Source organism: Polaribacter sp. Q13, from assembly GCF_016858305.2.
In the GTDB taxonomy this organism is placed as follows: Bacteria; Bacteroidota; Bacteroidia; order Flavobacteriales; family Flavobacteriaceae; genus Polaribacter.
Window position 1 is genome coordinate 20,001 of the sequence record NZ_CP074436.1, and the last position, 26,147, is coordinate 46,147.

General features: G+C 29.8%; 26 protein-coding genes and 2 rRNA genes (1 of these 28 only partly in view). 9 read left to right on the top strand and 19 right to left on the bottom strand.

What is annotated here, in order from left to right:
• Together JOP69_RS00090 and rrf are read left to right on the top strand one after the other, a co-directional pair.
• A 23S ribosomal RNA gene (locus tag JOP69_RS00090) occupies positions 1-47 on the top strand (it extends 2,838 nt beyond the left edge of the window).
• A 108-nt stretch (positions 48-155) separates the two neighbouring features.
• Positions 156-265 (top strand): 5S ribosomal RNA (gene rrf, locus JOP69_RS00095).
• Between the two features lie 15 nt (positions 266-280).
• On the opposite strand, the gene JOP69_RS00100 is transcribed toward rrf, so the two are convergent.
• The 3 genes from JOP69_RS00100 to JOP69_RS00110 all read right to left on the bottom strand — a co-directional run bounded on the left by JOP69_RS00100 (position 281) and on the right by JOP69_RS00110 (position 1,607).
• Positions 281-901, bottom strand: coding sequence for a transposase (locus tag JOP69_RS00100; protein WP_215602631.1), 621 nt, complete (start codon positions 899-901; stop codon positions 281-283).
• Positions 902-904: 3 nt separating this feature from the next.
• Positions 905-1,129, bottom strand: coding sequence for a transposase (locus JOP69_RS18765; protein WP_215602633.1), 225 nt, complete (start codon positions 1,127-1,129; stop codon positions 905-907).
• A 127-nt stretch (positions 1,130-1,256) separates the two neighbouring features.
• Entirely contained in the window at positions 1,257-1,607 is a 351-nt protein-coding gene (locus tag JOP69_RS00110) for a transposase (protein ID WP_203391676.1), read from the bottom strand.
• An 817-nt stretch (positions 1,608-2,424) separates the two neighbouring features.
• Between JOP69_RS00110 and rocD the strand changes: the two genes are divergently transcribed.
• The 4 genes from rocD (at position 2,425) to JOP69_RS00130 (ending at position 6,774) form a co-directional block, all read left to right on the top strand.
• On the top strand, positions 2,425-3,666 hold the full coding sequence (rocD, locus tag JOP69_RS00115) for an ornithine--oxo-acid transaminase (RefSeq protein ID WP_203395019.1): 1,242 nt from the start codon (positions 2,425-2,427) through the stop codon (positions 3,664-3,666).
• 138 nt (positions 3,667-3,804) lie between these two features.
• Entirely contained in the window at positions 3,805-4,245 is a 441-nt protein-coding gene (locus JOP69_RS00120) for a DUF5362 family protein (protein ID WP_252191152.1), read from the top strand.
• A 336-nt stretch (positions 4,246-4,581) separates the two neighbouring features.
• Positions 4,582-5,925, top strand: coding sequence for a dihydrolipoamide acetyltransferase family protein (locus tag JOP69_RS00125; protein WP_203395020.1), 1,344 nt, complete (start codon positions 4,582-4,584; stop codon positions 5,923-5,925).
• 114 nt (positions 5,926-6,039) lie between these two features.
• On the top strand, positions 6,040-6,774 hold the full coding sequence (locus JOP69_RS00130) for a hypothetical protein (protein WP_203395021.1): 735 nt from the start codon (positions 6,040-6,042) through the stop codon (positions 6,772-6,774).
• A gap of 76 nt (positions 6,775-6,850) precedes the next feature.
• Here JOP69_RS00130 and JOP69_RS00135 read toward each other — a convergent pair whose 3' ends face one another.
• The 6 genes from JOP69_RS00135 to htpG form a co-directional block, all read right to left on the bottom strand.
• Entirely contained in the window at positions 6,851-7,753 is a 903-nt protein-coding gene (locus JOP69_RS00135) for a neutral zinc metallopeptidase (protein WP_203395022.1), read from the bottom strand.
• A gap of 74 nt (positions 7,754-7,827) precedes the next feature.
• Entirely contained in the window at positions 7,828-8,829 is a 1,002-nt protein-coding gene (locus tag JOP69_RS00140; RefSeq protein WP_203395023.1) for a transglutaminase domain-containing protein, read from the bottom strand.
• A gap of 2 nt (positions 8,830-8,831) precedes the next feature.
• On the bottom strand, positions 8,832-9,545 hold the full coding sequence (locus JOP69_RS00145) for a carboxypeptidase-like regulatory domain-containing protein (protein ID WP_252191153.1): 714 nt from the start codon (positions 9,543-9,545) through the stop codon (positions 8,832-8,834).
• Positions 9,546-9,694: 149 nt separating this feature from the next.
• Positions 9,695-10,204, bottom strand: coding sequence for a DUF3124 domain-containing protein (locus JOP69_RS00150; RefSeq protein WP_203395024.1), 510 nt, complete (start codon positions 10,202-10,204; stop codon positions 9,695-9,697).
• A gap of 178 nt (positions 10,205-10,382) precedes the next feature.
• Positions 10,383-10,724 (bottom strand): cupin domain-containing protein, encoded by a 342-nt coding sequence (locus JOP69_RS00155; protein ID WP_203395025.1) that lies wholly within the window; start codon positions 10,722-10,724, stop codon positions 10,383-10,385.
• A 917-nt stretch (positions 10,725-11,641) separates the two neighbouring features.
• Positions 11,642-13,546 carry a molecular chaperone HtpG gene (gene htpG, locus JOP69_RS00165; protein WP_203395027.1) on the bottom strand — a complete coding sequence of 635 codons (1,905 nt, stop codon included), beginning with the start codon at positions 13,544-13,546 and terminating at the stop codon, positions 11,642-11,644.
• A gap of 183 nt (positions 13,547-13,729) precedes the next feature.
• On the opposite strand from htpG, the gene JOP69_RS00170 reads away from it, so the two are divergent.
• Positions 13,730-14,737, top strand: a complete 1,008-nt coding sequence (locus JOP69_RS00170; RefSeq protein ID WP_203395028.1) for a 3-oxoacyl-ACP synthase III family protein — start codon at positions 13,730-13,732, stop codon at positions 14,735-14,737.
• 140 nt (positions 14,738-14,877) lie between these two features.
• On the opposite strand, the gene JOP69_RS00175 is transcribed toward JOP69_RS00170, so the two are convergent.
• From JOP69_RS00175 to JOP69_RS00185, 3 genes are all read right to left on the bottom strand, one after another.
• Complete coding sequence (locus tag JOP69_RS00175; RefSeq protein WP_203395029.1) at positions 14,878-15,972, bottom strand: alkene reductase; 1,095 nt, start codon at positions 15,970-15,972, stop codon at positions 14,878-14,880.
• Between the two features lie 88 nt (positions 15,973-16,060).
• The gene (locus JOP69_RS00180) at positions 16,061-16,636 is read right to left on the bottom strand and encodes a Crp/Fnr family transcriptional regulator (RefSeq protein WP_203395030.1); all 576 of its coding nucleotides are present in this window, start codon (positions 16,634-16,636) and stop codon (positions 16,061-16,063) included.
• A gap of 136 nt (positions 16,637-16,772) precedes the next feature.
• Positions 16,773-17,771 carry a 2-hydroxyacid dehydrogenase gene (locus JOP69_RS00185; RefSeq protein WP_203395031.1) on the bottom strand — a complete coding sequence of 333 codons (999 nt, stop codon included), beginning with the start codon at positions 17,769-17,771 and terminating at the stop codon, positions 16,773-16,775.
• 263 nt (positions 17,772-18,034) lie between these two features.
• Between JOP69_RS00185 and JOP69_RS00190 the strand changes: the two genes are divergently transcribed.
• Complete coding sequence (locus tag JOP69_RS00190; RefSeq protein WP_203395032.1) at positions 18,035-18,397, top strand: CoA-binding protein; 363 nt, start codon at positions 18,035-18,037, stop codon at positions 18,395-18,397.
• Positions 18,398-18,724: 327 nt separating this feature from the next.
• Here JOP69_RS00190 and JOP69_RS00195 read toward each other — a convergent pair whose 3' ends face one another.
• From JOP69_RS00195 to pyrR, 5 genes are read right to left on the bottom strand one after another with little or no spacing between them, the layout of a single operon-like run.
• A complete protein-coding gene (locus JOP69_RS00195) occupies positions 18,725-19,639 on the bottom strand; it encodes a ribonuclease Z (RefSeq protein ID WP_203395033.1) in 915 nt (304 codons plus the stop codon).
• Entirely contained in the window at positions 19,636-19,956 is a 321-nt protein-coding gene (locus tag JOP69_RS00200; protein WP_203395034.1) for a T9SS type A sorting domain-containing protein, read from the bottom strand. Before JOP69_RS00200 ends, JOP69_RS00195 begins: the two co-directional genes overlap by 4 nt.
• 11 nt (positions 19,957-19,967) lie before the next feature.
• Positions 19,968-20,300 carry a hypothetical protein gene (locus JOP69_RS00205; RefSeq protein WP_203395035.1) on the bottom strand — a complete coding sequence of 111 codons (333 nt, stop codon included), beginning with the start codon at positions 20,298-20,300 and terminating at the stop codon, positions 19,968-19,970.
• Positions 20,301-20,341: 41 nt separating this feature from the next.
• Positions 20,342-21,271: an aspartate carbamoyltransferase catalytic subunit gene (locus tag JOP69_RS00210; protein WP_203395036.1), complete on the bottom strand. Its 930-nt coding sequence runs from the start codon at positions 21,269-21,271 to the stop codon at positions 20,342-20,344.
• Positions 21,272-21,273: 2 nt separating this feature from the next.
• A complete protein-coding gene (pyrR, locus tag JOP69_RS00215) occupies positions 21,274-21,813 on the bottom strand; it encodes a bifunctional pyr operon transcriptional regulator/uracil phosphoribosyltransferase PyrR (protein WP_203395037.1) in 540 nt (179 codons plus the stop codon).
• 279 nt (positions 21,814-22,092) lie between these two features.
• On the opposite strand from pyrR, the gene JOP69_RS00220 reads away from it, so the two are divergent.
• Positions 22,093-23,463 (top strand): lipopolysaccharide assembly protein LapB, encoded by a 1,371-nt coding sequence (locus JOP69_RS00220; protein WP_203395038.1) that lies wholly within the window; start codon positions 22,093-22,095, stop codon positions 23,461-23,463.
• 96 nt (positions 23,464-23,559) lie between these two features.
• On the opposite strand, the gene JOP69_RS00225 is transcribed toward JOP69_RS00220, so the two are convergent.
• Entirely contained in the window at positions 23,560-24,831 is a 1,272-nt protein-coding gene (locus JOP69_RS00225; RefSeq protein ID WP_203395039.1) for an APC family permease, read from the bottom strand.
• A 66-nt stretch (positions 24,832-24,897) separates the two neighbouring features.
• The gene (locus tag JOP69_RS00230; protein WP_203395040.1) at positions 24,898-25,932 is read right to left on the bottom strand and encodes a M28 family metallopeptidase; all 1,035 of its coding nucleotides are present in this window, start codon (positions 25,930-25,932) and stop codon (positions 24,898-24,900) included.
• Between the last annotated feature and the right edge of the window lie 215 nt (positions 25,933-26,147).

A 26,147-nucleotide genomic window follows, 5' to 3' on the forward strand; every position in this document is an offset into this window, starting at 1 on the left:
AGTAATGTCATAGCCAAGTGATACTAATAACCCATAGACTTATGTACGCTTCCCGCCGAAAGGCGGGAGCACAGACTCTTTATTTATTACGAAAAAAACGATATTATTTTACCATATGTTAACTTATACAGTTGAAGTTATTCAACTGAAAATTTTAGGGTGGTTATAGCATTGGGGCTCACCTCTTCCCATCTCGAACAGAGAAGTTAAGCCCAATCGCGCCGATGGTACTGCATTTATGTGGGAGAGTAGGTCGCCGCCTTTCTTTAAACCTCTATTCTTACGAATTGAGGTTTTTTTTTGCGATAAACTCAACGGGGTTTGTTGGAATTTTATCATATTTGTTTATTCTAATTATAATATTATAGTTTATTTTCGTTATTCGGAAGCATTTGTACTTCTTGTCAAAATAGTTGAGTATATTCTGATTATGTATAGATCTTGTTCTAGCAATGCTATTAAAGCTTTTAAACTTCGCTTGTTTTACCTTTTCATTCCATTTAGCAAGTCTAATTAAGGCAACAGTTTTATCTTTTGTTTGATTATAAATCCAGGATAAGTTTTGACATAAATTGTATGCCTTTTCTATATCTGAATAATTTTTAAAAAGTATTTCAGCTCTTTCCTGTTGGGTGTTAGTCCACTTGTTACTAGATTTATATAATAGATATTTACTTCTAGCTAATAATTGTTTTAGAGTATCTCCATTTGGTAGTAGTTCAGGAACATATTTTAAGGAGTTATTTCTAGCGTTTTCTATGGCGTCGTTTTCTTTATCTATTGCTTCCCAACGATGTTTAATTCTTATTTCTTGCAAAGCATCTAAAGCTAATTTTTGCACATGAAATCGATCTATAACTAATACTGCTTTTGGAAATGATTTTTTAACGATTAACCGCATGTTTCATGCCATGTCTAAGGTTACTTCAATTACTTTTTTTCTTTGTTTTAAAGCTATTTTATGAAGAATTCTAATAACATCTTCAGCTTTAGTCCCTTTAATCATAGTTATTAAAGCACCTTTCTTTCCATTCGCATTTTTATTAGTCACTATAGTATATAAATCTCCATTAGAAAATGCTGGTTCATCTATGGAAAGATAACTTCCAATATTTTTAGGAAAAAGCAACCATTGTTCAGCATGCGGTTTTTGGTTCCATAGCTTAAAATCACTTAAATAATCTTTGTATCGTCTCTGTAAGTTTCTAGGGCTTACTCCGTAAAAGGTTGCTACAACAGATGTACTTGAAGCATTATTACAGACTGATTTGTTTTAAAAAAGCAGCAAATTCACTAGTAATTCTAGTGCCTTTTGCTACTAATTGCCAATCTCTTATCACTAATTTTTTAGAATTATCATCAATCCAACGCCTTCTAATAACATGTAGAAAAACGTTTTTACCTCGGATTGGAAAATCTTGAATAGTTGCTTCTGGAAAAAAGCCTTTAGAACTTAATTTTAGTCCTATGAATTCATCAGGAATTGTATTTAATTCTGTAAAATGGAAATGTAGTTCTCCTTGTTTTACCTCATGTTTGGTTAATTTAAAATAATCAACAAGAATTTCAGGTAGTAGTAATTTAGCAAGTTCAATTGAAGTATCCAAAATAGAAATAATTTTAAAGTCAAAGTTCTTCTTTTTTAGTTTACTCCACAACTTTTTGTGTTGATCCGAAATGACAAAACTGAACGCAAAAAAAACATTCGGCCATTGGAACTTCTTTATATTTAGATGCTGAAACAAGTTCAGCATGACAAGGTTTAATCCTTTTTAGATATTTTTTATGGGCTTATATAAAATGTGTAGGATTTATTGTTCGAATCGTGGCCCCTTTGTGTTTATATTTAATAAGCACCTTTTTTATTGGATTGTATACATATGTTTTTGAGAGTAATTGTTCTAAATTAGTGCTTTCTACGTTTTATAATTATATTTATGAAAAGACTGTTTTAATAATTCGTTTTGAATTGAGGTTAATTTATATTGGATTTTTATAAATTAAATTACCTATATATTTTCAGAAAGACAAAGTTTGTAGCCTTTTAAACAGCTTTATTTTCTATTTGTGAACGGAACTATTAAACTTTGTGCATGTTATGTTCAATGTTTTATTATAGATGTCCTTATTTTTTTGCGTTAGTGATTGAAACGGCATCCTTTTTTGTTAATGGATGTAATTAATAGTCAATTAAAATAATTATCTTACTTAGGTTATTTTTATATGAAAGAACAAAAAAGATATAGTGTAAAGCACGACCTTTAGGTAACGCCCAAATAATTTTTATTTGAAGATATTAATTGATTACTTTTGCTAAACTTCGGGGATGATTTCTTTCCCACGCTGAATTTTTAGTATTTACTAAAAAGATAAAGGTAGAACAGGAATGGTTATTTTATTATAAACATTTAAAACGAAAAAAAAATGACTGTTTTAGACAAATTAACTTCGAAAGAAGCGATTGAATTAGAGAACAAATATGGAGCACACAACTATCATCCACTTCCAGTGGTTTTAAGTAAGGGTGAAGGTGTTTATGTTTGGGACGTTGAAGGAAAAAAATATTATGATTTTTTATCTGCATATTCTGCTGTAAACCAAGGACATTGTCATCCTAAAATTGTGGATGCAATGGTGAATCAAGCAAAAACCTTGACATTAACCTCACGTGCATTTTATAATGATGTGTTAGGTACATATGAAAAGTTTGCTACCGAATTGTTTGGTTTTGATAAATTATTGCCAATGAATACTGGGGCTGAAGCGGTTGAAACTGCTTTAAAAATAGCTAGAAAATGGGCATATGAGGTAAAAGGAATCAAGGAAAATAAGGCTGAAATAATTGTTTGTGAAAATAATTTTCATGGTAGAACTACTACTATAATCTCTTTTTCTAATGACCCTGTGGCTAGGAAAAATTTTGGTCCTTATACAAAAGGATTTTTAAAAATTGAGTATGATAATTTACAAGAGCTGCAAGAGGCTTTAGAAAGTAGTAATAATATTGCTGCTTTTTTAGTAGAACCGATACAAGGTGAAGCGGGGGTTTATGTTCCTTCTGATGGTTATTTAGCGGCTGCTAAAAAAATGTGTTCAGATTATAATGTGCTTTTTATTGCGGATGAAGTGCAAACAGGTATTGCTAGAACAGGTAAAATGTTGGCTGTAGATCATGAAAATGTAAAACCAGATATTTTAATTTTAGGGAAAGCGTTAAGTGGTGGTGCTTATCCTGTTTCTGCAGTTTTGGCAAATAACAGCATTATGGATGTTATAGGACCAGGAAATCATGGCTCCACATTTGGAGGGAATCCTGTTGCTGCTGCTGTTGCAATAGCAGCTTTAAAAGTGGTTATTGATGAGAAATTGGCAGAAAATGCAGAAGCTTTGGGTCTTATTTTTAGAGACGAATTAACGAAGTTTTGTAAAAATAATCATTTAGTGGAATCTGTGCGAGGAAAAGGTCTGTTAAATGCCATTTTAATTAATGACTCTGAAGATAGTTCTACTGCTTGGGATATTTGCATGAAATTAAAAGAGAATGGTCTTTTGGCTAAACCTACACATGGAAATATTATTCGTTTTGCACCTCCTTTAGTAATGAATGAAGCACAATTAATGGATTGTATCTCTATAATTAAAAATACTATTTCTGAGTTTAAATAGTAAATATATGTTTATTCCTTTTTGAATAATGAATAAATTGATTAATTTTTAGCCACTTAATTACAAAAATACAATTGTGAATTCGTGGCTTCTTTTTTTTGTTTATTTTTGAACTAAAGTAACCTTATAATTTAAATTATGATAAGTAATCCGATTACACAATTAGAGCAATTAACAATAAATAGTACGGCTAAAAATTTTTTAAAGGAAACAGCTAAATGGGCAAAATTCTTATCTATTATAGGTTTTGTTTTAATTGGGTTGATGTTGGTTTTTGCCGTTTTTGCAACTACTATTTTTGATTTGGCAGCTAAGATGCAACCTGATATGCCAGAAAGTTTAGGGTTGGTTATGACAATAACTTATTTGGTATTAGCTATTATTTATTTTTTTCCAGTGTATTATTTATTTAAATTTTCTACGAAAATGAAAAGTGCGTTGGCTACAAAAAATGAGGACACCTTAATGAAAGCTTTTGAGATGTTAAAATCTCATTATAAGTTTATTGGTGTATTTACTGTTATTACTTTATCCTTATATGCTTTAGTTATTGTTCTGGCAGCATTGGGCGCTTTATAGAAATATGGTTTTTAATTTATTCCTTTTTATTAATTCTTCAATGAGATGGTTAAGTAATTGGTTTACTTTTTTTTTAAGGCTATTTTTATACTAGCTTGTTTAATAGTGTTATCTATTTATTTGAATAAAAATAATAATAGATGTTTCTAATTAATATTGAGTAAATTATATTAAAATTTAATTTTTATTAAATTAAATTTATAAAAGCTATAATTTACTTTCTGTTTATTATGAATAATGTAAAGTTGATTTTGTGATTTAATTTTTTTATTACTTTAAAAGTATTATAAAATCAACGATTTTTAGTATTTTTACATCTTGTAAAATCAGATAGAAATGGCAAGATTTGAATTGAAATTACCTAAAATGGGAGAGAGTGTTGCAGAAGCAACGATAACTTCTTGGTTAAAAGAAGTTGGAGATACCATTGAATTAGATGAAGCTGTAGTAGAAATTGCGACAGATAAAGTAGACTCTGAAATACCTTCTGAAGTTGAAGGAACTTTAATAGAAATTTTATTTCAAAAAGATGATGTTGTGGCAGTTGGAGATACAATTGGGGTAATTGAAATAGAGGGAGATGATATAAAAAAGGAACCAACTATTGCTGCAAATGCTGCGAGCGAATCTCATATTGAGGAAGTAGAAAAGACCTTAGAAAAAGCGGTTGAAGTAGTTTCTATTCCTATTTCAAAAACTTCTGATTCTGGAAAGTTTTACTCACCATTGGTTAGAAATATTGCAGAAAAAGAAGGGGTTACTATGAACGAATTAGAATCAATTATGGGTTCTGGTAAAGACGGTAGAGTAACAAAAGAAGATATTCTTACTTATATAGAGAATAGAGGTAACACTGTTAAAGAAGCACCAATTGCAGTGCCGGTGAAAGAAGTAGCATCACCCGTAAAAGCAGAAGCAATAAAACAAGTTACAAGATCTGCTGTTAAAGCAATACCCGTTTCTGTTAATGGAGGAGATGAAATTATAGAAATGAGTAGAATGGGTAAATTGATTGCAAAACACATGGTAGATTCTGTACAGACTTCTGCTCATGTACAATCGTTTATAGAAATTGATGTAACTAATATTGTAAAATGGAGAGATAAAGTAAAAGATGGTTTCTTAAAGAGAGAAGGAGAGAAGCTAACATTTACACCAATATTTATGCAAGCAATTGCAACTACAATTAAAAAATATCCTTTAATTAATATTGCTGTTGATGGTGATAAAATTATTAAAAAGAAAAATATTAATCTAGGTATGGCCGCGGCATTACCTGACGGTAACTTAATTGTTCCGGTAATTAAAAATGCAGACCAGCTGAGTTTAGTTGGTATTACAAAATCTGTAAATGATTTGGCTAGTAGAGCCAGAAATAATGCTTTAAAGCCAGACGAAGTTCAAGACGGAACCTATACCGTTACAAATGTTGGTGGTTTTGGTTCTATTATGGGAACACCAATTATTAATCAACCACAGGTTGCTATTTTAGCTTTAGGAGCCATTAGAAAGGTACCTGCAGTTATAGAAACTCCAGAGGGAGATTTTATTGGAATTAGACAAAAAATGTTTGTATCACATTCTTACGATCATAGAGTTGTAAATGGTGCTTTAGGCGGAATGTTTATTAAAACGTTAAAAGATATCTTAGAATCTTGGGATCTGGATCAAGATTTTTAGAAAAATATTAAAATACAATTAACTAAAAACACTCACAATTTGTGAGTGTTTTTTTATTGCAATATATTATATTCGCTAACTACAAAAAATCATAAACTTAAAAACAAAAAAAAAATGAAAAAATTGTTAGTCTTATTTTTAGTTATTTCAGCAAACTTAAGTGTAGCGCAAGATGCTGTTTTACTTCGATTAAAATACGAAAAAGGAGCAACCTATGACGTTGATATGAATATTTCTCAAGAAATGGGAGCTGTTATGTCTATGGGAATGAATATTAATATGGATATTAAGGTTTTGGATGTAGCTGAAGATACGTATGATAGTGAAATGAAATTTACTAAGATGACGATGGACATGTTACAAGGTGGACAAGCAATGAGTTTTGATTCTACTAAAAGTGATGATGAGTTAGATGAAGCAGGTAAAATGATGAAAGCTCAAATGGGACCGATGTTAACTGCCGTAATTTATGCAAAAGGAAATAATTTAGGTGAAATTATAGAGGTTAAAGTAGAGCCTAATGTTCCTGGAGTAGCAGAAATGGCAAAACAATCTAGTAATGTTGTGTATCCTAAAGAAGCATTAAGTGTAGGAAGTACTTGGACAATGACGAAAGAGGAGAAAGGTATGAAAATGGCTTTTTTATATACAGTTAAATCAATAACAAGTGATATTATAGCAGTAGATTTATCTGGTGATGTAACTGGTGTGGCTACTGGTACAATTTCTGGTAATATGAGTATTGATAAAAATTCAGGAATTCCAATGAACTCTTTAATTAATATGAATATGTCGGTTAACGGACAAGAATTAAAAACGAAAGCAGCTATGACTATGGTTAAGAGATAATTAACCTTTTTTAATTAATGAAAAAAGCTTCAGAATTTATCTGAAGCTTTTTTTGTGTAAAAAATTTATGTAAAAATTACAAAGAACTCGCATTAAAAGTGTCACCTTGGTTTACATCACCAGTGTCAAAACCTTTTTTAAACCAACGCATTCTTTGGGCAGAAGTACCGTGTGTAAAAGAATCTGGGACCACTCTTCCAGTAGAGTTTTTTTGCAGTCTATCATCTCCAATAGCATGTGCTGCGTTTAGTGCTTCCTCTAAATCACCTTGTTCCATCATTTTATTAATTTTTTGAGAGTGATGCGCCCAAACACCTGCGTAAAAATCGGCTTGTAGCTCTAACATTACAGAATATTTATTGTATTCGGTCTGACTAACACGACCTCTCATTTGTTGTACTTTTTTATTTATTCCTGTAATATTCTGAATGTGATGTCCCACTTCGTGTGCAATTACATAAGCCTGTGAAAAATCTCCAGGAGCATTTAGTTTTCTTTCCATTTCTTCAAAAAAACTTAAATCAATATATAGTTTTTCATCACCTGGGCAGTAAAAAGGCCCTGTAGAGCTAGAAGCACTTCCGCAAGCAGAATTTACAGATCCAGAAAATAGAACTAAAGTTGGCTCTCTGTAGTTTGGTATTATTTGATTCCAAATATCTTCTGTATTCGCTAAAATGGTAGCACTAAAATCTGCCAACTCATTTTCTTTTGCGGTTCCTTTGTAGGTAGATGAAGATTGTATTTGATTATTGGTGTTTCCTGTAAGAAAATTTAAAGGATTATTTCCTGTAAAATACATAACACCTAAAACAATAGCTACAATTATTAGTCCTTTTTTAGAAGTAACTAACTTTAAAACTAAAGGAATTAATAGTTTTCCCATTCCTCCGCTTAAAAACCCTCCAGAACTGCTACTAGATGATACGCCTCTTCTATCTTCTACATTAGAACTTTTTCTATTTCCTTTCCACTTCATATTTTTATCTTTAAAAAGATAAATTTACTGTTTATTTTTTAGTTGATACCATTCGGTATAAAAGAAAATACTATTTAGTGCCCCACTTTAAAGGTGTACGTTGCAATTACTTGTTTTTTATATAGAAGATGAACATCATAAAACCCTTTAAATTTAAACTTATACTTAATATGAATTTTTTTGTTGGTTCTTTTAATAGAGATTGGTTTTGTGTAGGGAAAATTTTCAATTTGAATATCAATTTGACTTAAATCGAGTTCATTATTTTCTTGAAGTTGAAAAAAAAATTCTTCATCTTTAGAAATATTATTTTTCATTTCAATTGGGTAAATAGTGATTATCTGAAGCTTAAAGGTCTCTCCATATACCAAAGGTGCGTTTACAAAATTTAGAGTAGAGGAGACGTCATCTTGTAAGAGTTTCCATTTTTCAACTAAAGGATAATGGCTTTTAAGAAACAACTGTGGTTCCGTTAAAAAGTAACCATCATTATAATCTAAAATGAAAGTATTTCTATTCAAATCCGTATAACCACTAGACCAAGTGGCGTCTGCCAAATACCATTTGGTATTCAATTTTATGGCATTCCAAGAATGATTAGGAATTGATAATTCACCAATATTTACCTCTGCACTTCTTCCGTATCCATCAATAATTTTAGCTTCTATATTTGTTAGTGTACATAATTCTCGAATTAAATAGGCGTACCCAGTACAAACTGTCTTTTTATTTTTTAGTAATTTTTTAAAGAGGATTTTATTAAAAGATTTGTTCCATAGATTTAGTTTTATAGAATCATTTTTAAATCGTGTCCTTTTTCTTGTGTTTTTAGAAACCGCAGCATGGTCACCTTTTATATTTTTGGAAACCCACATATAAATTGCTCTAAATTTTTCTGCATCCGTATCTAAATTTTTAGTTAATAGGAGTGCAAGTTTTGGCAAACTCTTTAAATTTTCATTTTTATAGCTATTAGCAATACTGTCTGCATTTGCAAAATTGATATGCTTAAAATCAGATTTTTGAGCGTATGTTTTTAATGATATTAGCACATAAAGGAAAAGGATTTTTTTCATTACTATTTTTTAGAAATTAACCTTTTCCAGAATGAACGTTTGGTTTTATAAACTTCTTTTGTAGCCACTTTACCCATTATTATACAAGAATCTAGTTTCAGTTCTAAGTTATAATTCAGTTTTAGGTTTAATTGTTTTTCCTTAATAACTACGTTTTCGGTTTTGTAGCCTAAATAACTAATAATTAAAATAGCACCTTTTTCTAAAGGTTTCGGAAATGTAAACTCGCCATCAAAATTAGTGGCAACTCCAATTGTTGTTCCTTTTAAAAGGATGCTTACACCCGGTAGAACTCCATCCTCATCGCTAATAATTCCTTTAACAATTTGTTTTTTTACAGGTAATACGGATGTTTCTTTAGTTTGATTACTATTTTTATTTATTTCTATGGGGTTATTTTTCTCTTGAGCTTTTATCTCGCTTATAGAAAACAAAGAAATAAAAGACAATCCTAATCCAGCAAGCGCTCTAAATTGCCATCTATTTTCAGGTATTTCTTTCTCTTGATATGATGTTAATTGTGTTTTGTTAAAAATGCCACAAGTATTAATTTGGGGTTTCTTAAAATAGTGTATAATTTCTTGAGAAGTCATTCTTGTGAAATCAACGACTTCTTTGCTGCAAGAATTACAAAAACCGCCTTTGTTGGTTTTCGTAAAATTCTGGAACTTTTCTGAACAAGGTGTTTTTATTGATAAGTCAAATTGCGTTTTCATGATATGTTTTTTTAATAGTTACATATCAAAGCTATTGAATAGGGAAGGAGTTTAAAAATGATATTGAGTAATCTGGTTTATTTTATAAGTTAAGTACCATTTTGAGTTAGTTTAAATAAATTAATAATTTTAAAATCTAAAACCTATTTTTATTTAATTCTTTTAGATTGTGTCGAAAAAGATAAACCTTGTTGTCCTTTTGTAGAGTTCATAATTCCTTCAAACAAAGGTTCTGGACAGTTTTTTGGAGTCTTCCATTCAAATATAAAATTAGAACCCGTACCACCTTCTGTATCTACTTCGTCTATGATTATTTCTGTAGTTTCTAAAGGACCTAAATAAATAGGTTTCTTAAAATATGTACGTACCAATTTACCATGTGTATCATAATAATTCGCTTTTAAAAGGTAAATAGTATCAGAATCACTAGTGTTTCGTAAACTAACCATTGCTGTTAAACTATGTGTTTTATGTTCTGATACACTATAAATTTGAGAGTAAATAGAAAGATACGATTTACCATATTCTAAAGAATCTTTAGGGTTGATATTCGCATATCTTTTGGTCCAGTTTTTTACATTTATAGAACTTACTTCTTTCTCTTTATTACAGCTTATTGCTAAAAGACCAAGTATTACAAATAGCGTAAATTTTTTCATTTTAATTTTTTAAAATCAGGTTATAATTGTTTTAAAACAAGATTTAACGAATTTACTCGTTTTTATCTTTAAAATCAAAAAACAATTCTGAATTAATAGAACTGTTTTTTATAATTAAGATATTTTTTTTATTTTGTACAGATTATATATATAAATAAATGTTCATCAAAAAATAATCTTATTTGTCTGTTGCAATTCCAAAATAAACCCAAGTTACATTTTCTGAAAATGGATTGCTCATAGAGTGGAATTCTCCTTGTTCAATGGTGATACAATCTCCATGAATTACAATCATTTTTTGATCATTAACAACAAATTCGGCTTTACCAGATTGTATATAAAAAACTTCGTACATCGTATCATGTTTATGAGTTTCTACAGCTTGTCCGGGCTTAAAAGTTGCAGCCCCAAACATCATTAATTGAGGTACAATACCTTTTTCGATAAATACTTTTTTCTTAACATCTTCATCATGGCTTGTGCCTATTTCTGGTAATGTGTTTGTGTTTACTAGTTTCATTGTAAATATTAATTTTGATTAACAAAAATAGTTAAATCACAAAAGAATAAGATTTAATACCAAATGAATTTAATCCGTTATTTTGATGTTTATTTGGTCTAAGATCATTTTAAACTTCATATAAATTAGATGGTATTCTTTTTCTTTTTTTTTAAAGTGCACTATAAAAACCTTCCTGTAAATACAAAGAGGTTTTTATAGTGATAAATTAATCTATTTTATCTTGATGTTCTATTTTATCTTGATTTCCAAAAATGGATTTATCTTCTTCATTTATTGAGTTGGATAATCCAATCATAAATGCGGTAATAATCATTAAAAACTTTTTTTTGAGCCAATATTTTGCACGGTTATATTTTCCTGTATGCGGATTTTCTTTCTGTTTATACATATTAATAATGATAAAGAATGAGACATTAGTTTTATCATTTGTAGCTTTTCAGCGTTTGCAAAGAATAGTGGGTAGTTCTATGCGATATATACATTAGAAATAAAATTACTATTTGTAATTTTATTGATTAAGAAAATATGTTGATTGTTTTGTAAAGCAATTTCTAAATGCAATTGCTTTTGTAATTTTAGGGTAAGTAGAATTCGCTTTTGAAAAGTAAATTTTAGAGAAATATTTTGAAAGAGATAAATTAAAAAGTAGTTATAAGCTATTGTATTCTTATTAAAAGCACCAATTTTGGTGTTTTTATAACTTATTTTTTGTTGTTGATTTATCTTGGAAGACTGATAGTATTCTGAAGAGTTTTCTTGACAATAGATAGTAGATTCTGCAACCGAATGAAGAAATATCAGAAGAAAAACAAAAAGATGTTTCAAGTGCATTTTGAATCTATTTATAAAAATGATTTAAAAAAACCTCTCTGAATACACAGAGAGGTTTATAATTTATCTGTGGCGATTCGCCACTATTTAATCAACGCGTAAGAACGTTTTATAAAATTAGTTAACTCTTCACCATGTAACAAGTTTTGAGATAATTTTGCTAAATCAAAAGCCTGAGATATTAAACCTTTCTGAGCAGCTTCGTCTTTATTATTTAGTATTTCAGAAACTAACGGGCTGTTTGTATTTACCACTAAGTTATACATGTCAGGGAAATTACCCATTCCCATCATTCCACCACCACCAGAAGCTTGCATTTCTTTCATTCTACGCATAAATTCAGGCACTGTAATCATAAATGGAGAAGCAGCAGAATCCATCGCTTCTAATTGAACCGTATATGTTTTAGAATTTACCGCACCTTCAATAATTGGTTTTAAAGTTGCAATTTCTTCCTCAGTTAATTTAGAAATTACGTTATCGTCTTTCTTAATTAAGTTGTCTACGTGATCTGCATCAACTCTAGAGAATTTTACTTTTGCATCACCACCTTCTAATTTCTGCATTAAATGAGAAATAATAGGAGAATCTAATAACAATACTTCATATCCTTTAGCTGTTGCATCTTGAATATAACTGTGTTGTGCTTCTTTGTTTGATGTATATAAAATAACGTGATTTCCTTCTTTATCAGTCTGAGAATCTTTTGTTTTTTCAATTAATTCATCAAACGTAAAATACGTATCTGCAACTGTTGGGTACAATGCAAATTTCTTCGCTTTGTCAAAGAATTTATCTTCAGACAACATTCCGTACTCAATAATTACTTTAATATCATTCCATTTTTTCTCAAAATCTGGTCTGTCTTTTTTGAATATAGAAGATAATTTGTCGGCTACTTTTTTAGTAATGTAACCAGAAATTTTCTTTACAGCTCCGTCTGCTTGTAAACCAGAACGAGAAACGTTTAAAGGAATATCTGGAGAATCAATCACACCTTTTAACATTTGTAAGAAATCAGGAACAATTCCTTCTACATTATCCGTTACAAAAACTTGGTTTTGGTATAATTGAATTTTATCCTTTTGTACATCCATGGATGGAGATAACTTAGGGAAAAATAAAATACCGGTTAAGTTAAAAGGATAATCTACATTTAAATGAATGTGGAATAAAGACTCTTCAAATTGCATTGGATACAATTCTCTGTAGAAGTTTTCATAATCTTCATCACTTAAATCTGCAGGCGCTTTGGTCCAAGCAGGTTCTGTATTGTTGATGATATTATCAACAGTAATTTTTTTATGAGGCTCTGTAGTTTCTTTACCTTCAGCATCTGTTGTAGTTGCAGGTGTAAACTCAGGATCGTTAATTTCTTCTGTTCCAAATTTAATTGGCACTTGGTTAAAACGATTGTATTTGTTTAGTAAACCACCAATTTTACTTTCTTCTAAGAAGTCTAAAGAATCTTCTGCAACGTGTAAAATAATTTCTGTTCCTCTGTCTGTTTTATCGCTTTCTACTAAAGTAAACTCTGGCGAACCATCACAAGTCCAATGTGCAGCAGGTGCATCTTTAAAAGACTTTGTAATTAATTCTACTTTTTCTGCAACCATAAAAGCAGAGTAAAAACCTAGTCCAAAATGACCAATAATTCCTGCTTCGTTGTCTTTATATTTATCTAAAAACTCTTCAGCTCCAGAAAATGCAATTTGGTTGATGTATTTTTCAACCTCATCTGCAGTCATTCCTAAACCTTGATCTTTTATTGTAATAGTCTTAGCATCTTTATCTATACTCACTTCAATTTTAGCATCGCCTAATTCCGTTTTAGCTTCACCAATAGCAATTAAATGCTTTAATTTAGAAGTTGCATCTGTTCCGTTAGAAATCAATTCACGTAAAAATATTTCGTGATCTGAGTATAAGAATTTTTTAATCAGTGGAAAAATATTCTCTACCGATACATTAATATTTCCTTTTGCCATTTTATGTCTATTTTGTTTAATTTATTATTTCTGATAAGTACTATTCAAAAAAAATACCAAAGCGTTTTTTATGACAAGATGACAGAAATATTATTTTATTTGGCAAGTATCTTATTTATTATTAAAAATTAGTATTTTTATGTATTACAAATTTGCAAATAATTAAAAAATCAAAATATAATTATGTATAATTCAAAAATTACTGGACTAGGCTATTATGTTCCCGAAAATGTTGTTACTAATAACGACTTAAAAGAGTTCATGGAAACTTCAGATGAATGGATTGAAGAAAGAACAGGTATAAAAGAACGACGTTGGATAGATCCAAAAACAGGAGATACTACGGCGGTTATGGGAGCTAAAGCGTCTAGAATAGCAATTGAAAGAGCGGGTTTAACAAAAGATGATATCGATTTTATTGTGTTTGCAACTTTAAGTCCAGATATGTATTTTCCTGGAGGTGGCGTGCAAGTGCAAGATATGTTAGACATGCCAACAATTGGAGCTTTAGATGTGCGTAACCAATGTTCTGGGTTTATTTATGCAATGTCTGTTGCAGATCAGTTTGTAAAAACCGGCATGTATAAAAATGTTTTAGTGATTGGTGCAGAATATCATTCTGGTGGATTAGATAGATCTACAAGAGGAAGAAATGTATCTGTAATTTTTGGAGATGGAGCGGGAGCAGCAATACTTTCTAGAAGTGAAGAAGCCGGAAAAGGAATTTTATCTACTCATTTACATTCGGAAGGAAAACATGCAAAAGAATTAATCTTAGAAGGCCCATCTACAAAACATTGGGTGCCAGAAATATTAGAAGCCAATGATCCGAATGATGTTTCTTATTATCCTTATATGAATGGTCAGTTTGTTTTTAAACATGCCATTACTCGTTTTTCCGAAGCGATAGTAGAAGGTTTAGAAGCCAATAAATTAGAGAAAGAAGATATAGATATGTTAATTCCGCATCAAGCTAATTTACGTATTTCACAATTTATTCAACGTAAGTTTAGATTGCCAGATGATAAAATATATAATAATATTCAAAAATATGGAAATACCACTGCAGCTTCTGTAATTATTGCATTAACGGAAGCTTGGGAATTAGGTAAAATAAAAGACAACGATTTAGTAGTTTTGGCCGCTTTTGGTAGCGGATTTACTTGGGGTTCTGTTATTATCCGTTGGTAATTTTTAGAATTTAGAAATCAATATTTTTTAAGTAAAAACAAATGCCAATATAAACTTATATTGGCATTTTTTTTTGTTACATATTATAAAAACACTCTTTAAAAGTAGTTTTTAAACTATTTTTATCAAATAAAAGTACGTTATTTAGATATTTTAGGGTAATCTGTATATCCCTTAGATCCTTGGGTATAAAAAGTATCTTGATTCCATTCGGCCAATTCTAAATTGTTTTCAAAACGTTCTACCAAATCTGGGTTCGAAATAAATGGTTTACCATAAGCTATTAAATCAGCATCTCCATCTTCTAATACTTTATTTCCTTTTTCTTTATCAAACGAAGTGTTAATCATTAAAGTTCCATTATATAAAGGACGGAAATGTTTTGCAATTTCTGTTACTGCAAAAGGAACATTAGAAACATCTGTAAACGGTTCCGAAAGGTGTACATAAGCTAAATTGTAATCGTTTAATTTTTTAATAATGTATTCGAAGGTTGGTATGGTTTCTTCGTCTAAATTGATGCCAAACAGACCGTTTAAAGAAGGATTGAAACGTACGCCAATTTTTTCTTGAGGTATTACTTCTTTCATGGCGTCTAAAACTTCAAAAAAGAAACGCGTTTTGTTTTCAATGCTTCCTCCGTAACTATCTGTTCTTGTGTTAGAACAGTTTGTGAAAAATTGATGAAATAAATAACCATTAGAAGAGTGAATCTCTACACCATCAAAACCTGCTTTTACAGCATTCGCAGCTGCATTTTTAAAATCGTTAACCGTAGTTTTAATATCTTCAATAGTCATTTCTTTTGGGGTAACAGTATCTTTAAAACCTTCTGGTGTAAAAGATTGTGCGTTTGGGTTTATTGCCGATGGAGAAAGAGGTAATTCTCCATTATGAAAATCTGGATGCGATATTCTTCCAACATGCCATAATTGTATAAAGATTTTTCCACCTTTATCATGTACACGTTTGGTTACTTTTTTCCAACCTTGTACCTGCGCGTCAGAATATATTCCTGCTGTATAAATATAACCAACTGCATCTTTAGATACCTGAGATCCTTCTGTTATAATTAAACCTGCAGAAGCACGTTGCTCATAATACAAACCATGCAATTCGTTCGTAGCTACGTTACCTTCGTTATTTGCTCTACTACGCGTCATGGGAGCCATTACGACTCTGTTTTTTAAACTAATATTTCTATTATATGGAGTTAATAACTGTTGCTTGCTCATTTAATGTTGATTTTTATATTGTTAATATAGATACAAAGTTACAAGACTTGTAGGCTAATATTATTGATCTATATTAATTAAGAAAGATTTAACTTTTAGGTTGTCTTCTAACCCGGCTTAAGTTTTCTGGAGAAACACCTAAATAATTTGCAATGTCGTAATTAGGGACTCTATTTTCTATGTTTGGATAAGAAGAACAAAACTCTAAGTAACGCTCTTGTGTGTTTTTTTCTAATGTAGATAAAATTCTTTTTCGCTGCGCGATGACAGCCTTGGTGGTTAAAATTCTAAAATAACGTTCAAAAACAGGAGCTTCATCATAAATCTTTTGAAGATTATTATAGCTAATAGATAATAATTTAGAGTCTTCAATTGCTTCTATGTGTAGTATGGAAGGTATTTGATTGTAAAAAGCATCAAAATCTCCTATCCACCAATTTTCTACTGCAAACTGAATGATGTGTCTATGGCCTTTATCATCAGAATAATAAGCCTTTAAACAACCTTTAACAACAAAATATTCTTGGTTTACAATGGCTCTTGGTAATAATAAAAACTGACCTTTTGGTATAGAAGTTTCAGTTAAAAGCGCATTAAAAAATTCTAAATCAATGGTTGTTGGTGTAATATGATTGTTGATGTGATTTGTTATAGATTGATACATCTTAGAAATATACTAAAATGATTATTTATTTAAAATGAAATAGACTTTTTTTATTTTGATATGAGCGTGTTTTTATAATAAACTCATAAAATAAAATAGTGTTTAGAATGTGATGTATTGTTGTTTTACAATGCTTTTATTGGGCAATTAATACTTCATTCTCTGTTTTTATATTTTTTTCAAAATTAGAAATATTCTCTATAGTTATTTTGGCTATTTGTTCTAATGCTTCTTTGGTTAAAAAACCTTGGTGAGCTGTGATTAATACATTTGGGAAACTTATTAGTCTTAATATTAAATCATCATGAATAATATCTTCAGACAAATCTTTATAGAATAGTTTCTCTTCTTGTTCGTATACATCTATACCTAAATACCCTATTTTATGACTTTTTAAAGCGGTAATAGCATCAGCGCTATCAATTAACGCACCTCTACTGGTGTTAATAAGCATCACACCTTTTTTCATTTTTGAAAACGTTTTTTTATTCATTAGGTGATGCGTTTCTGGTGTAAGTGGGCAATGTAAAGAAATAATATCAGATGTTTTTATCAATTCATCAAAGGGTAAATAATCAACACCTATTTTTATCAATTCTTTGTTTTCATAAAGATCATAAGCAACTACTTTACAACCAAAACCTTGCATTATCTTTGAAAATGCTTCACCAATTCTACCTGTACCAATTACACCAACGGTTTTGTTATGTAGATTAAAACCTATCAGTTTTTCTAAGGAGAAATTACCTTCTCTAATTCTGTTATATGCCTTATGGGTTTTTCTATTTAATGTCATAATTAAAGCAACTGCTTGTTCTGCAACTGCTTCTGGAGAATATGCGGGAACTCTAACAACTGTAATCTTATTTTCTGCAGCTGTTTCTAAATCTATATTATTAAAGCCTGCACAACGCAAAGCAATTAGCTTAATTCCATTTTTTGCAAGTTTTTTTATAGTTTCACTATCTAATTTATCATTTACAAAAACACAAACAGCATTAAATCCTAATGCTAAATTGGTTGTTTTCTTATTTAAAGACTCTTCAAAATAGGTAAAAGAAAGGGCTCCTTTAATGTTGTGTTTTTCTAATGATTCTTTATCGTAAGACTTTGTACTAAAAACAGCTATTTTCATAATAATTTAGTTTGTAATGCTCTATAAAAAGTATAAGTTGGTGTTATATAAAGGTAATTATATTTATAGATTAATAACTAAAAAAAATTATCAACTTTATGTTGGTTTTTACCTTTTGTTAAAGTTGATGTTTTTGTATAAGTGAGCTTAAAACTTAAAATAGTGAAGCTAAATTTTATTTTTTTTTAGTATGGAATGGTTTATAGAAATCTCATTGTTTATATTTGTTATGATTTTAAATTTGTTTAACGTAAATTAACGGAATGAAAAATGTAACATTAGTTCTTGGCGCTTCAACAAATCCTAATAAATATTCTAATATTGCTATTAAAAGGCTCGTAGATAAAGAAATACCTGTTGCTGCTTTAGGAATAAGAAAAGGAACTGTATTAGGGGTTGTAATTGATACTGAAAAAAAAGAGTATAAAAATATAGATACGGTTACTTTGTACCTAAACCCAAAAAATCAAGAAGCGTACTATGATTATATAATTGGATTAAAACCTAGAAGAGTAATTTTTAATCCTGGATCTGAGAATGAGGAGTTTGTAAAACTTTTAGAGAAGAATTCTATAGAGGTAGAAGTTGCTTGTACATTAGTAATGTTAAGTATAGATCAATATTAAAAAGTAAATTATTAATGGCAAAATTTAATAAACTTATTAGCCAAAGCTGTATGTCTTTCGGGTGATACAAAGTCCAGAAATAATTTACACCTCCTTCTTTCATTTTTTCTCAAGAGAAATCAGTACGTGCTGTAAAGTTTTTACTTAGATATTCAAAATTTTAATGAGCTGTATTTGTAATACAGAAGAAGTTAGTGAAGTAAGGATAGTAAAAATCAAGTTCAATTAACTTTTTTATAAGTTCTTCTATTTCTACTTTTGGGCAGGTGTTTAACGTTTCGTTGTATATTGAATTTATTTTAACTGTTCGAAATAATAAATTATTAGTTATACTTTAAACACTTTTCCAGGTTCAGCTAAGTAAGTGTTTTTAAATATTTCTTGTGCTTCCTCTTTAAAAACGTTAATGTCTTTATATCTGCCAGAATAATGACCTATTATTAATTGCTTAGCGTTTGCTTGTTTTGCAATTTCAGCAGCTTGTTTTGTTGTAGCGTGTTTTGTCTTTTTTGCCAAGTCTTCTCTGTCTGCTAAAAAGGTAGCTTCATGGTATAATAAATCGACTTCTTTTATAAGAGGAACAATATCTGGTTTGTAACACGTATCGCTACAAAAAGCAAAACTTAAAGGTTTTTCTGGCGGAATTGTTAATTCTAAATTAGAAACAACTTCTCCAGAAGGCAAAACTACATCTCTACCTGCTTTAATATTTAAATAATCGGCTTTATCAATTTCTGGATATCCACTAATATTTAACATGTTTAGCTTTCTAGATTTCTCTTTTTCTGTAAACAAATATCCGTTTGTATACACTCTATGAGTTAAAGGAATAGTGCGTACGGAAACCTTATCGTCTTCAAAAATAAGTTCACTTTCTTTAGAAGTTAACTCATGAAAAATCATTTTATATTTTGCGTGAGATTGAGAAATTTTTAATTGTAATAAAGTAACTTCTTTTATGCCTTTTGGGCCATAAATATGGAGTTCTTTTTCTCTATTTAAAATTCCGAAAGTAGCTAATAATCCAACCAATCCATAAAAATGATCACCATGTAAATGTGTTATAAAAATATGATTGATTTTAGAAAAACCAACTTTATATTTTCTCATCTGACGCTGAGTACCTTCACCACAATCAATTAAAAAATGGCTATTGTTAATTTCCAAATACTGTGAAGTAGGAAAAGCGTTTATTCTAGGTGTTGCAGAATGACAACCTAATATGGTTAGGGTTATGCTCATCTAATAACAAGTCGTTTAGATATGGTTTTCTTTTTGTCTTGTATGCTATAAATATACATACCATTAGGCAAATCGTTTTTATAAAAAGGAATATTGTTTTTACCCGGTTTTGTTTGAATACTTTTTCTGAAAACAGTTTTTCCTAATACATTTTTGACGGTAAAATAAATAGTCGATTTTGAGTCTGATGAAAAACTAATTTTGGTAGTATTTGTAAAAGGATTTGGAGCAGCAGATAAACCATCAATAGAGTTTTCCTGAGAAAAAACTATAGAAGTACAACTTAAAAATAATATAAAAAGTAGTTTTTTTACCATTTGCTTTTTGTTTAAAATCCTAGTTCCCTTTCCATAGCTTCCATTTCTATTACATCTATTGCTTCTTGCAAAGTAGGAGTAATGTTAAAGTTTTCTGGAAAATCGTCTATATTAATACTAGAATTTACTATTACAAATGATGTGCCATTTTCCTTTTTTTGAGCTGCTATTCTCAAAAATAGTGAAAAATCTTTTATTGAAGCGTTAATGTTGTCTGAAATTTGTATGATAATATGTTCTTTACTCCTTTTTTCTTCTTCAATTAAGAAAGAATTGTAAAATTCGGTAAATGATTTTTCATCACTTAAAATAAGTGTATAGGTGTCTTTTTTGTCTATTTTCATTATTACAGATTTAGTACAGCGATCTTAAACTTCGTTTAGATTCATCTCTTAACTTGTTGTGCTAATAAATAAATAACGGCCATTCTTACGGCAACTCCGTTTTCTACTTGGTTTAATATAATAGATTGATCAGAGTCGGCAACATCACTTGTAATTTCTACACCACGGTTTATAGGTCCTGGGTGCATAATCACAATTTTCTTGCCAAGGTTGTCTAAAATTTCTTGATTAATTCCAAAAAGTTGGGTGTATTCTCTCGTAGAAGGAAAATATTTAATATCCATTCTTTCGTTTTGAACACGTAAAACATTGGCAACATCGCACCATTCTAGAGCTTTTTTTAGATTGGTTTCTACTTTTACTCCTAAACTAGAAATGTATTTAGGAATTAACGTTGTTGGGCCACAAACTCTTACTTCTGCACCTTGTAATTGTAATGCAAAGATGTTAGATAGTGCTACTCTAGAGTGTAAAATATCACCAACAATTACAATTTTTTTACCTTTTACGCTTCCTAATTTTTCTCGAATAGAATAAGAATCCAATAAAGCCTGTGTTGGGTGTTCATGCGTTCCGTCACCTGCGTTTACTATTTTAGCATCTACATGTCTAGATAGAAAAACACCGGCACCAACACTTGCATGTCTCATTACAACAATATCTACTTTCATTGCTAAAATATTGTTTACGGTATCAATGAGAGTTTCTCCTTTTTTTACAGAAGATTGCCCTGCAGAAAAATTAATTACATCTGCAGAAAGTCGTTTTTCTGCCAATTCGAAACTTAGTTTGGTACGCGTACTGTTTTCAAAAAACAAGTTAGCAATGGTAATATCTCTAAGAGAAGGTACTTTTTTTATAGGTCTGTTAATTACCTCTTTAAAATGATCTGCAGTTCTAAAAATAAGATCAATATCAGTTTCTTTTAGATACTTTATTCCTAATAAATGTTCTACACTTAATTCTGACATAATTATTTTGATTCTATGTAAACTGCGTCTTTTTTATGCGTTTCTTTCCAAGTAACCAACACTTTTTCGAGGTTAATAGCGTCTACTTGTCTACCTCTATAATTTGGTTGTATTGGTAAATGCCTACTAAAACGTCTGTCTATTAATACTAATAATTCAATGTTATCTGGTCTTCCATAGGCTTGCATTGCAGTTAATGCAGCTCTAACACTTCTACCAGAATACAAGACATCGTCAATAATTACTACATTTTTACCTTCAATAATAAAGTCCATTTCAGTTGCTGTAGCTGCTAAAGGAGCATCTCTTCTTCTAAAATCGTCTCTGTAAAAGGTAATATCTAATAGTCCTAATTGTAAGTCTTTAACGTTATAAGTTGTTTTTAATAAATCGGCTAATCTATTAGCTAAAAAACTACCTCTTGGTTGTAAACCTATTAATACGGTATTAGAAAAATCGTTATGATTTTCGATTAACTGACAAGCCAATCGATGTAAAATTATTTCAATATCCTTTGAGTTAAGTAAGTTTTTTTTGCTCATAAAGAAAGCTATCAATTTAGCTTGATAGTTATTGAAAATCAAAATTAATGTAAATTAATGTATGTGCAAAATAAAATGAGACTCGAATTGTAATTTTTACAATAGATTTATAAGAAAAGAACTATTTAATAGTAGTTTTAAGTACGTAGAAGTCTTGTTTTTTTAAGTGATTTTTAGTTGATTTTGATGTTAATTAAATTGTTGAAAACAAAAAAACCTAAATACTTTGAATCTTAGGAGTTGTAGTACCTTTAATAAACTAATTCAAATCTCATAGTTATGTCTCTCTTAAAGTTTGAATCGATGCTAAAAACCAACGCAGTTTATTTTTTTGATTTGGTAGAGTTCGAAGAAATAATTGTGCATTATTTAGACGCAGGTAAACATGCTTTGGCTAAAAAAGCAGTAAAACTTGGGCTGCAACAACATCCTGCTTCCGTAGATTTAAAATTACTGCAAGTAGAGATTTATGTTTTTGAGGATGAATTAGATAAAGCTTCTATGTTGTTGAAAATTATTGAGCGCTTAGAGCCTAATAATGATGAAGTTTTTATACAAAAAGCAACCATTAGTTCTAAGCAAGGAAATCATAAAGAAGCCATAGAATTATTAAAAAAAGCCTTAACATTTACAGATGATAAGGTAGATGTGTGGTCTCTTTTAGGAATGGAATATTTGTATTTAGACGACTTTAAAAATGCACGTTTAACCTTTATAAAATGTGTGCATGTAGATTTTGAAGATTATTCTGCGCTGTATAATGTGGTGTATTGTTTTGATATGGAGCAAGAACATGCTGCTGCAATTACCTATTTAAATGCTTATGTAGATATTAATCCATATTGCGAAGTTGCGTGGCATCAATTAGGAAGACAATATTTTATTTTAGAAAAATATAAAGAAGCATTAAATGCTTTTGATTATGCTGTTATAATTGATGAGTCTTTTATTGGAGGTTATTTAGAAAAAGCAAAAACATTAGAACAATTAGGGAGTTATAAAGAAGCTATAGATAATTATCTAATTACTTTAGAATTAGATGACGCAACAGCTTTTGTGTACCTAAGAGTAGGAGAGTGTCATGAAAAATTACTAAATTTTGATAAAGCGATTTCTTTTTATAAAAAGGCGGTTCACGAAGATCCTTTATTAGATAAAGGTTGGATGTTATTAACCAATTTATATTATCTAGAAGAAAACTATCAAAAAGCAGCATATTACATCTCTAAAGCGTTAAAAATAGAAGAAGATAATTCTTTGTATTGGAGACAATATGCAGAAATTAATCTTAAACTTAATTTTTATGAAGAAGCTGTGACTGGTTTCGAAAAATGTTTAGATTTAAATGATGATTCCTTAGAAATATTTATAGGTTTAGCAGATGTATTATCTTTTTTAGGCGAATTTAATGATGCTCTTAATACTTTAATTAAAGCGCAAAAAGTGTATAAAAATGCAGCTGAAATTGCGTATAGATTGTCAGGGTTGTTTTTTATTCTGAATAAAGAAAAATACGGATTTGATCATCTAATAGCAGCTTTAAAAATAGATTACGATTATAATATCGTTTTAAAAGAATTGTACCCAATTGTGTATGATAATAAAAAAGTACAAAAGCTTTTAGTTGATTTTAAAAAAGCGATGGAATAACTTTTTCTGAGACTTAATTTCTAATAAATTTCAAATTTATTTTATCCTATGCAACGGATATAACTATTTGTTGATTTTAGCTTTACCCAATGTTTTTTATTCATTTTTTTTATAAAAAATTTCCAATAAAAAACAGAAAGCAATAATTCCTAAAGCAATAAATACATCAAATTTATTAACGGAATATTGTTGAATAAGTAGGGCTATCATTGCTGTAAAACATAAGATAGCGCCTAAAAGAGGAATACTCTTTTTACTTCCTGTTTCTTCAGATAATTTAAAACCACTATAGTTTACAACGGCAAAAATAAATAGAAAACCAACACTACCAGCAGTTGAAATGCTTTCTAATTTTAAGGTATTTACTAATACTAATGTGGCAATTGCTGTTATAAATAAGCCAATTGGTTGGTTCCATAATTTGTGTGTAAATTCTTTAGGAAGTTCATCATCTTCTGCAATTTCATAATTTACTTCGCTTCCTCCATAAAGTGAAGCATTTATTGCAGAAAAAGTAGAAATTAGTGCTGCAATAGTAATAATTGTAAATCCAGGTTTACCTAACATGGGTTTTGCCGCTTCTGCTAAAACATAATCTTGTGCGGTTGCAATTACATTAAAATCTAACGAGCCAACGGTAATTGCAGCAATAATTATATATAGAAAGATTACAAAAAGAACGGACCAATAATAAGCTCGTGGAATATTTACTTTTGGGTTTTCTATATCAGGAGCAGCATTGGCAATCAATTCAAAACCTTCGTAGGCTACAAAAATTACCATTCCTGCAGTAACTAGTTTAAAAGGAGATTCCCAATAAGCTGGTGATAATTGTTCTAAATGTGTGTTTCCAAACAATCCATAAACACCAAAACCCACAAAAGATAATAAGATTATCAACTTTATAATAACAGCATACGCTTCTATTTTTCCAACAACAGAAATACTATAATAATTAATTGCAGTAGCAATAATTACAATTGCAGAAGCATAAACATGCGTGTCTATAACTTTGTTACTAGTTAATTCAAATAAATTTGGGGCATAAGAACCAAAAGCAGAAGCGTATAAAGCTAACATAATAATATAACTTGCCCAAAGTAAATTATTTATTCCTCCACTAAAAACGCCAACTCCAAAACCTTGGTTTATAAACTTAACAGTTCCACCTCTGTCTGGATATTTTAGAGATAATTTTACGTAGCTATAAGAAGTTATCAAAGCAATAAAACCTGCAATTAAAAAAGAAATGGGAGTGCCTCCTTTTGCCAAGGCGACTGCCAATCCTAGTACTGCGAAAATTCCACCACCAACCATTCCTCCAATTCCAATGGAAATAGCTTCTTTTAAATCTATTTTAGTGCTCATTTTTTTATGTAGATTTTTTTAAAGGTAACCACTTAGAGGTTCTTATCGTTTTATCTTTAATAAAATTTATTCTTTTGTTGCTTTATCAACAACCAACCTTGTATTTCTATTAGCAACTTCCCAAGCTGTATAAAAAACCAAACGAGTTCTTTTTGCTAACAAATCGTATTCAATTTTATCTGGTGTATCAGTGGGTTTGTGGTAATCTTCATGTGTACCGTTAAAATAAAAAATAACAGGTATATTATGTTTTGCAAAGTTGTAATGATCAGATCTGTAATAAAAACGATTTGGGTCATTTTCATCATTATAGGTGTAATCTAAATTAATGTTGGTATATTTTGTATTTGCATTTTCAGAAATTTGATGAAGCTCAGTACTCAATTTATCTGCACCAATTAAATATACATAATTAGAATCTGTTTTGTGTAAATCATCAACTCTACCAATCATATCAATATTTAAATCACAAACAGTATTTGCTAGCGGAAATATTGGGTTTTCTGTATAGTATTTAGAACCTAATAATCCTTTTTCTTCACCTGTAACATGTAAAAACAAAATAGATCTTTTAGGTCCTTTACCTGCTTTTACTGCTGTTTGAAACGCTTTTGCAATTTCTAAAATAGCCATGGAACCAGAACCATCATCATCGGCTCCATTGTAAATTTGTCCATTTTTTATGCCTTCATGGTCTAAATGTGCAGAAATTACAACTATTTCATCGGGCTTTTCGGTTCCTTTTATAAACGCTAAAACATTTTCGGAATCTTTGTATTTACCACGACGTGTATTTTTATTAATCCAATCAGCAGGCACTTTTTGGTAATAATTATCACCTCCTAAACCAGAAGAGATTCCTTTAGCAACATAAAAGTTTTTTAAAAATTCAATTGCTTTTTTCTGTCCAGGTTCTCCCGTATTTCTACCTTCAAACTCATCTGAAGCAAAAATGTATAAATTGGTTTTTAAGTCTTCTGCTGTAATTGTTGCTGCATATTTAGCAGCATAATCAGTGTTTACATCTTCTTTAGAAGTATTTTGACTAGAGCTACATGCTATAAAAAAGAAAAGACCAAATGTGTAAAGGATGTTTTTCATAAATTAGGTTGAATAAAGTTTGTAAGATGTAATATTATAATAAAATGATTTGATTGTCCGTAAAGCAACATAACGCTGTAAATGACCTAATTATAGAACTTTTTTATACTGCGTTAATTTGTAAAATCTACAGGGAAATTTTTCAAAATGCTAAAACTATTTTTGTACTGATGTTTACTTTTTTTACAAGTATTACAAATTACGGATATATGAGT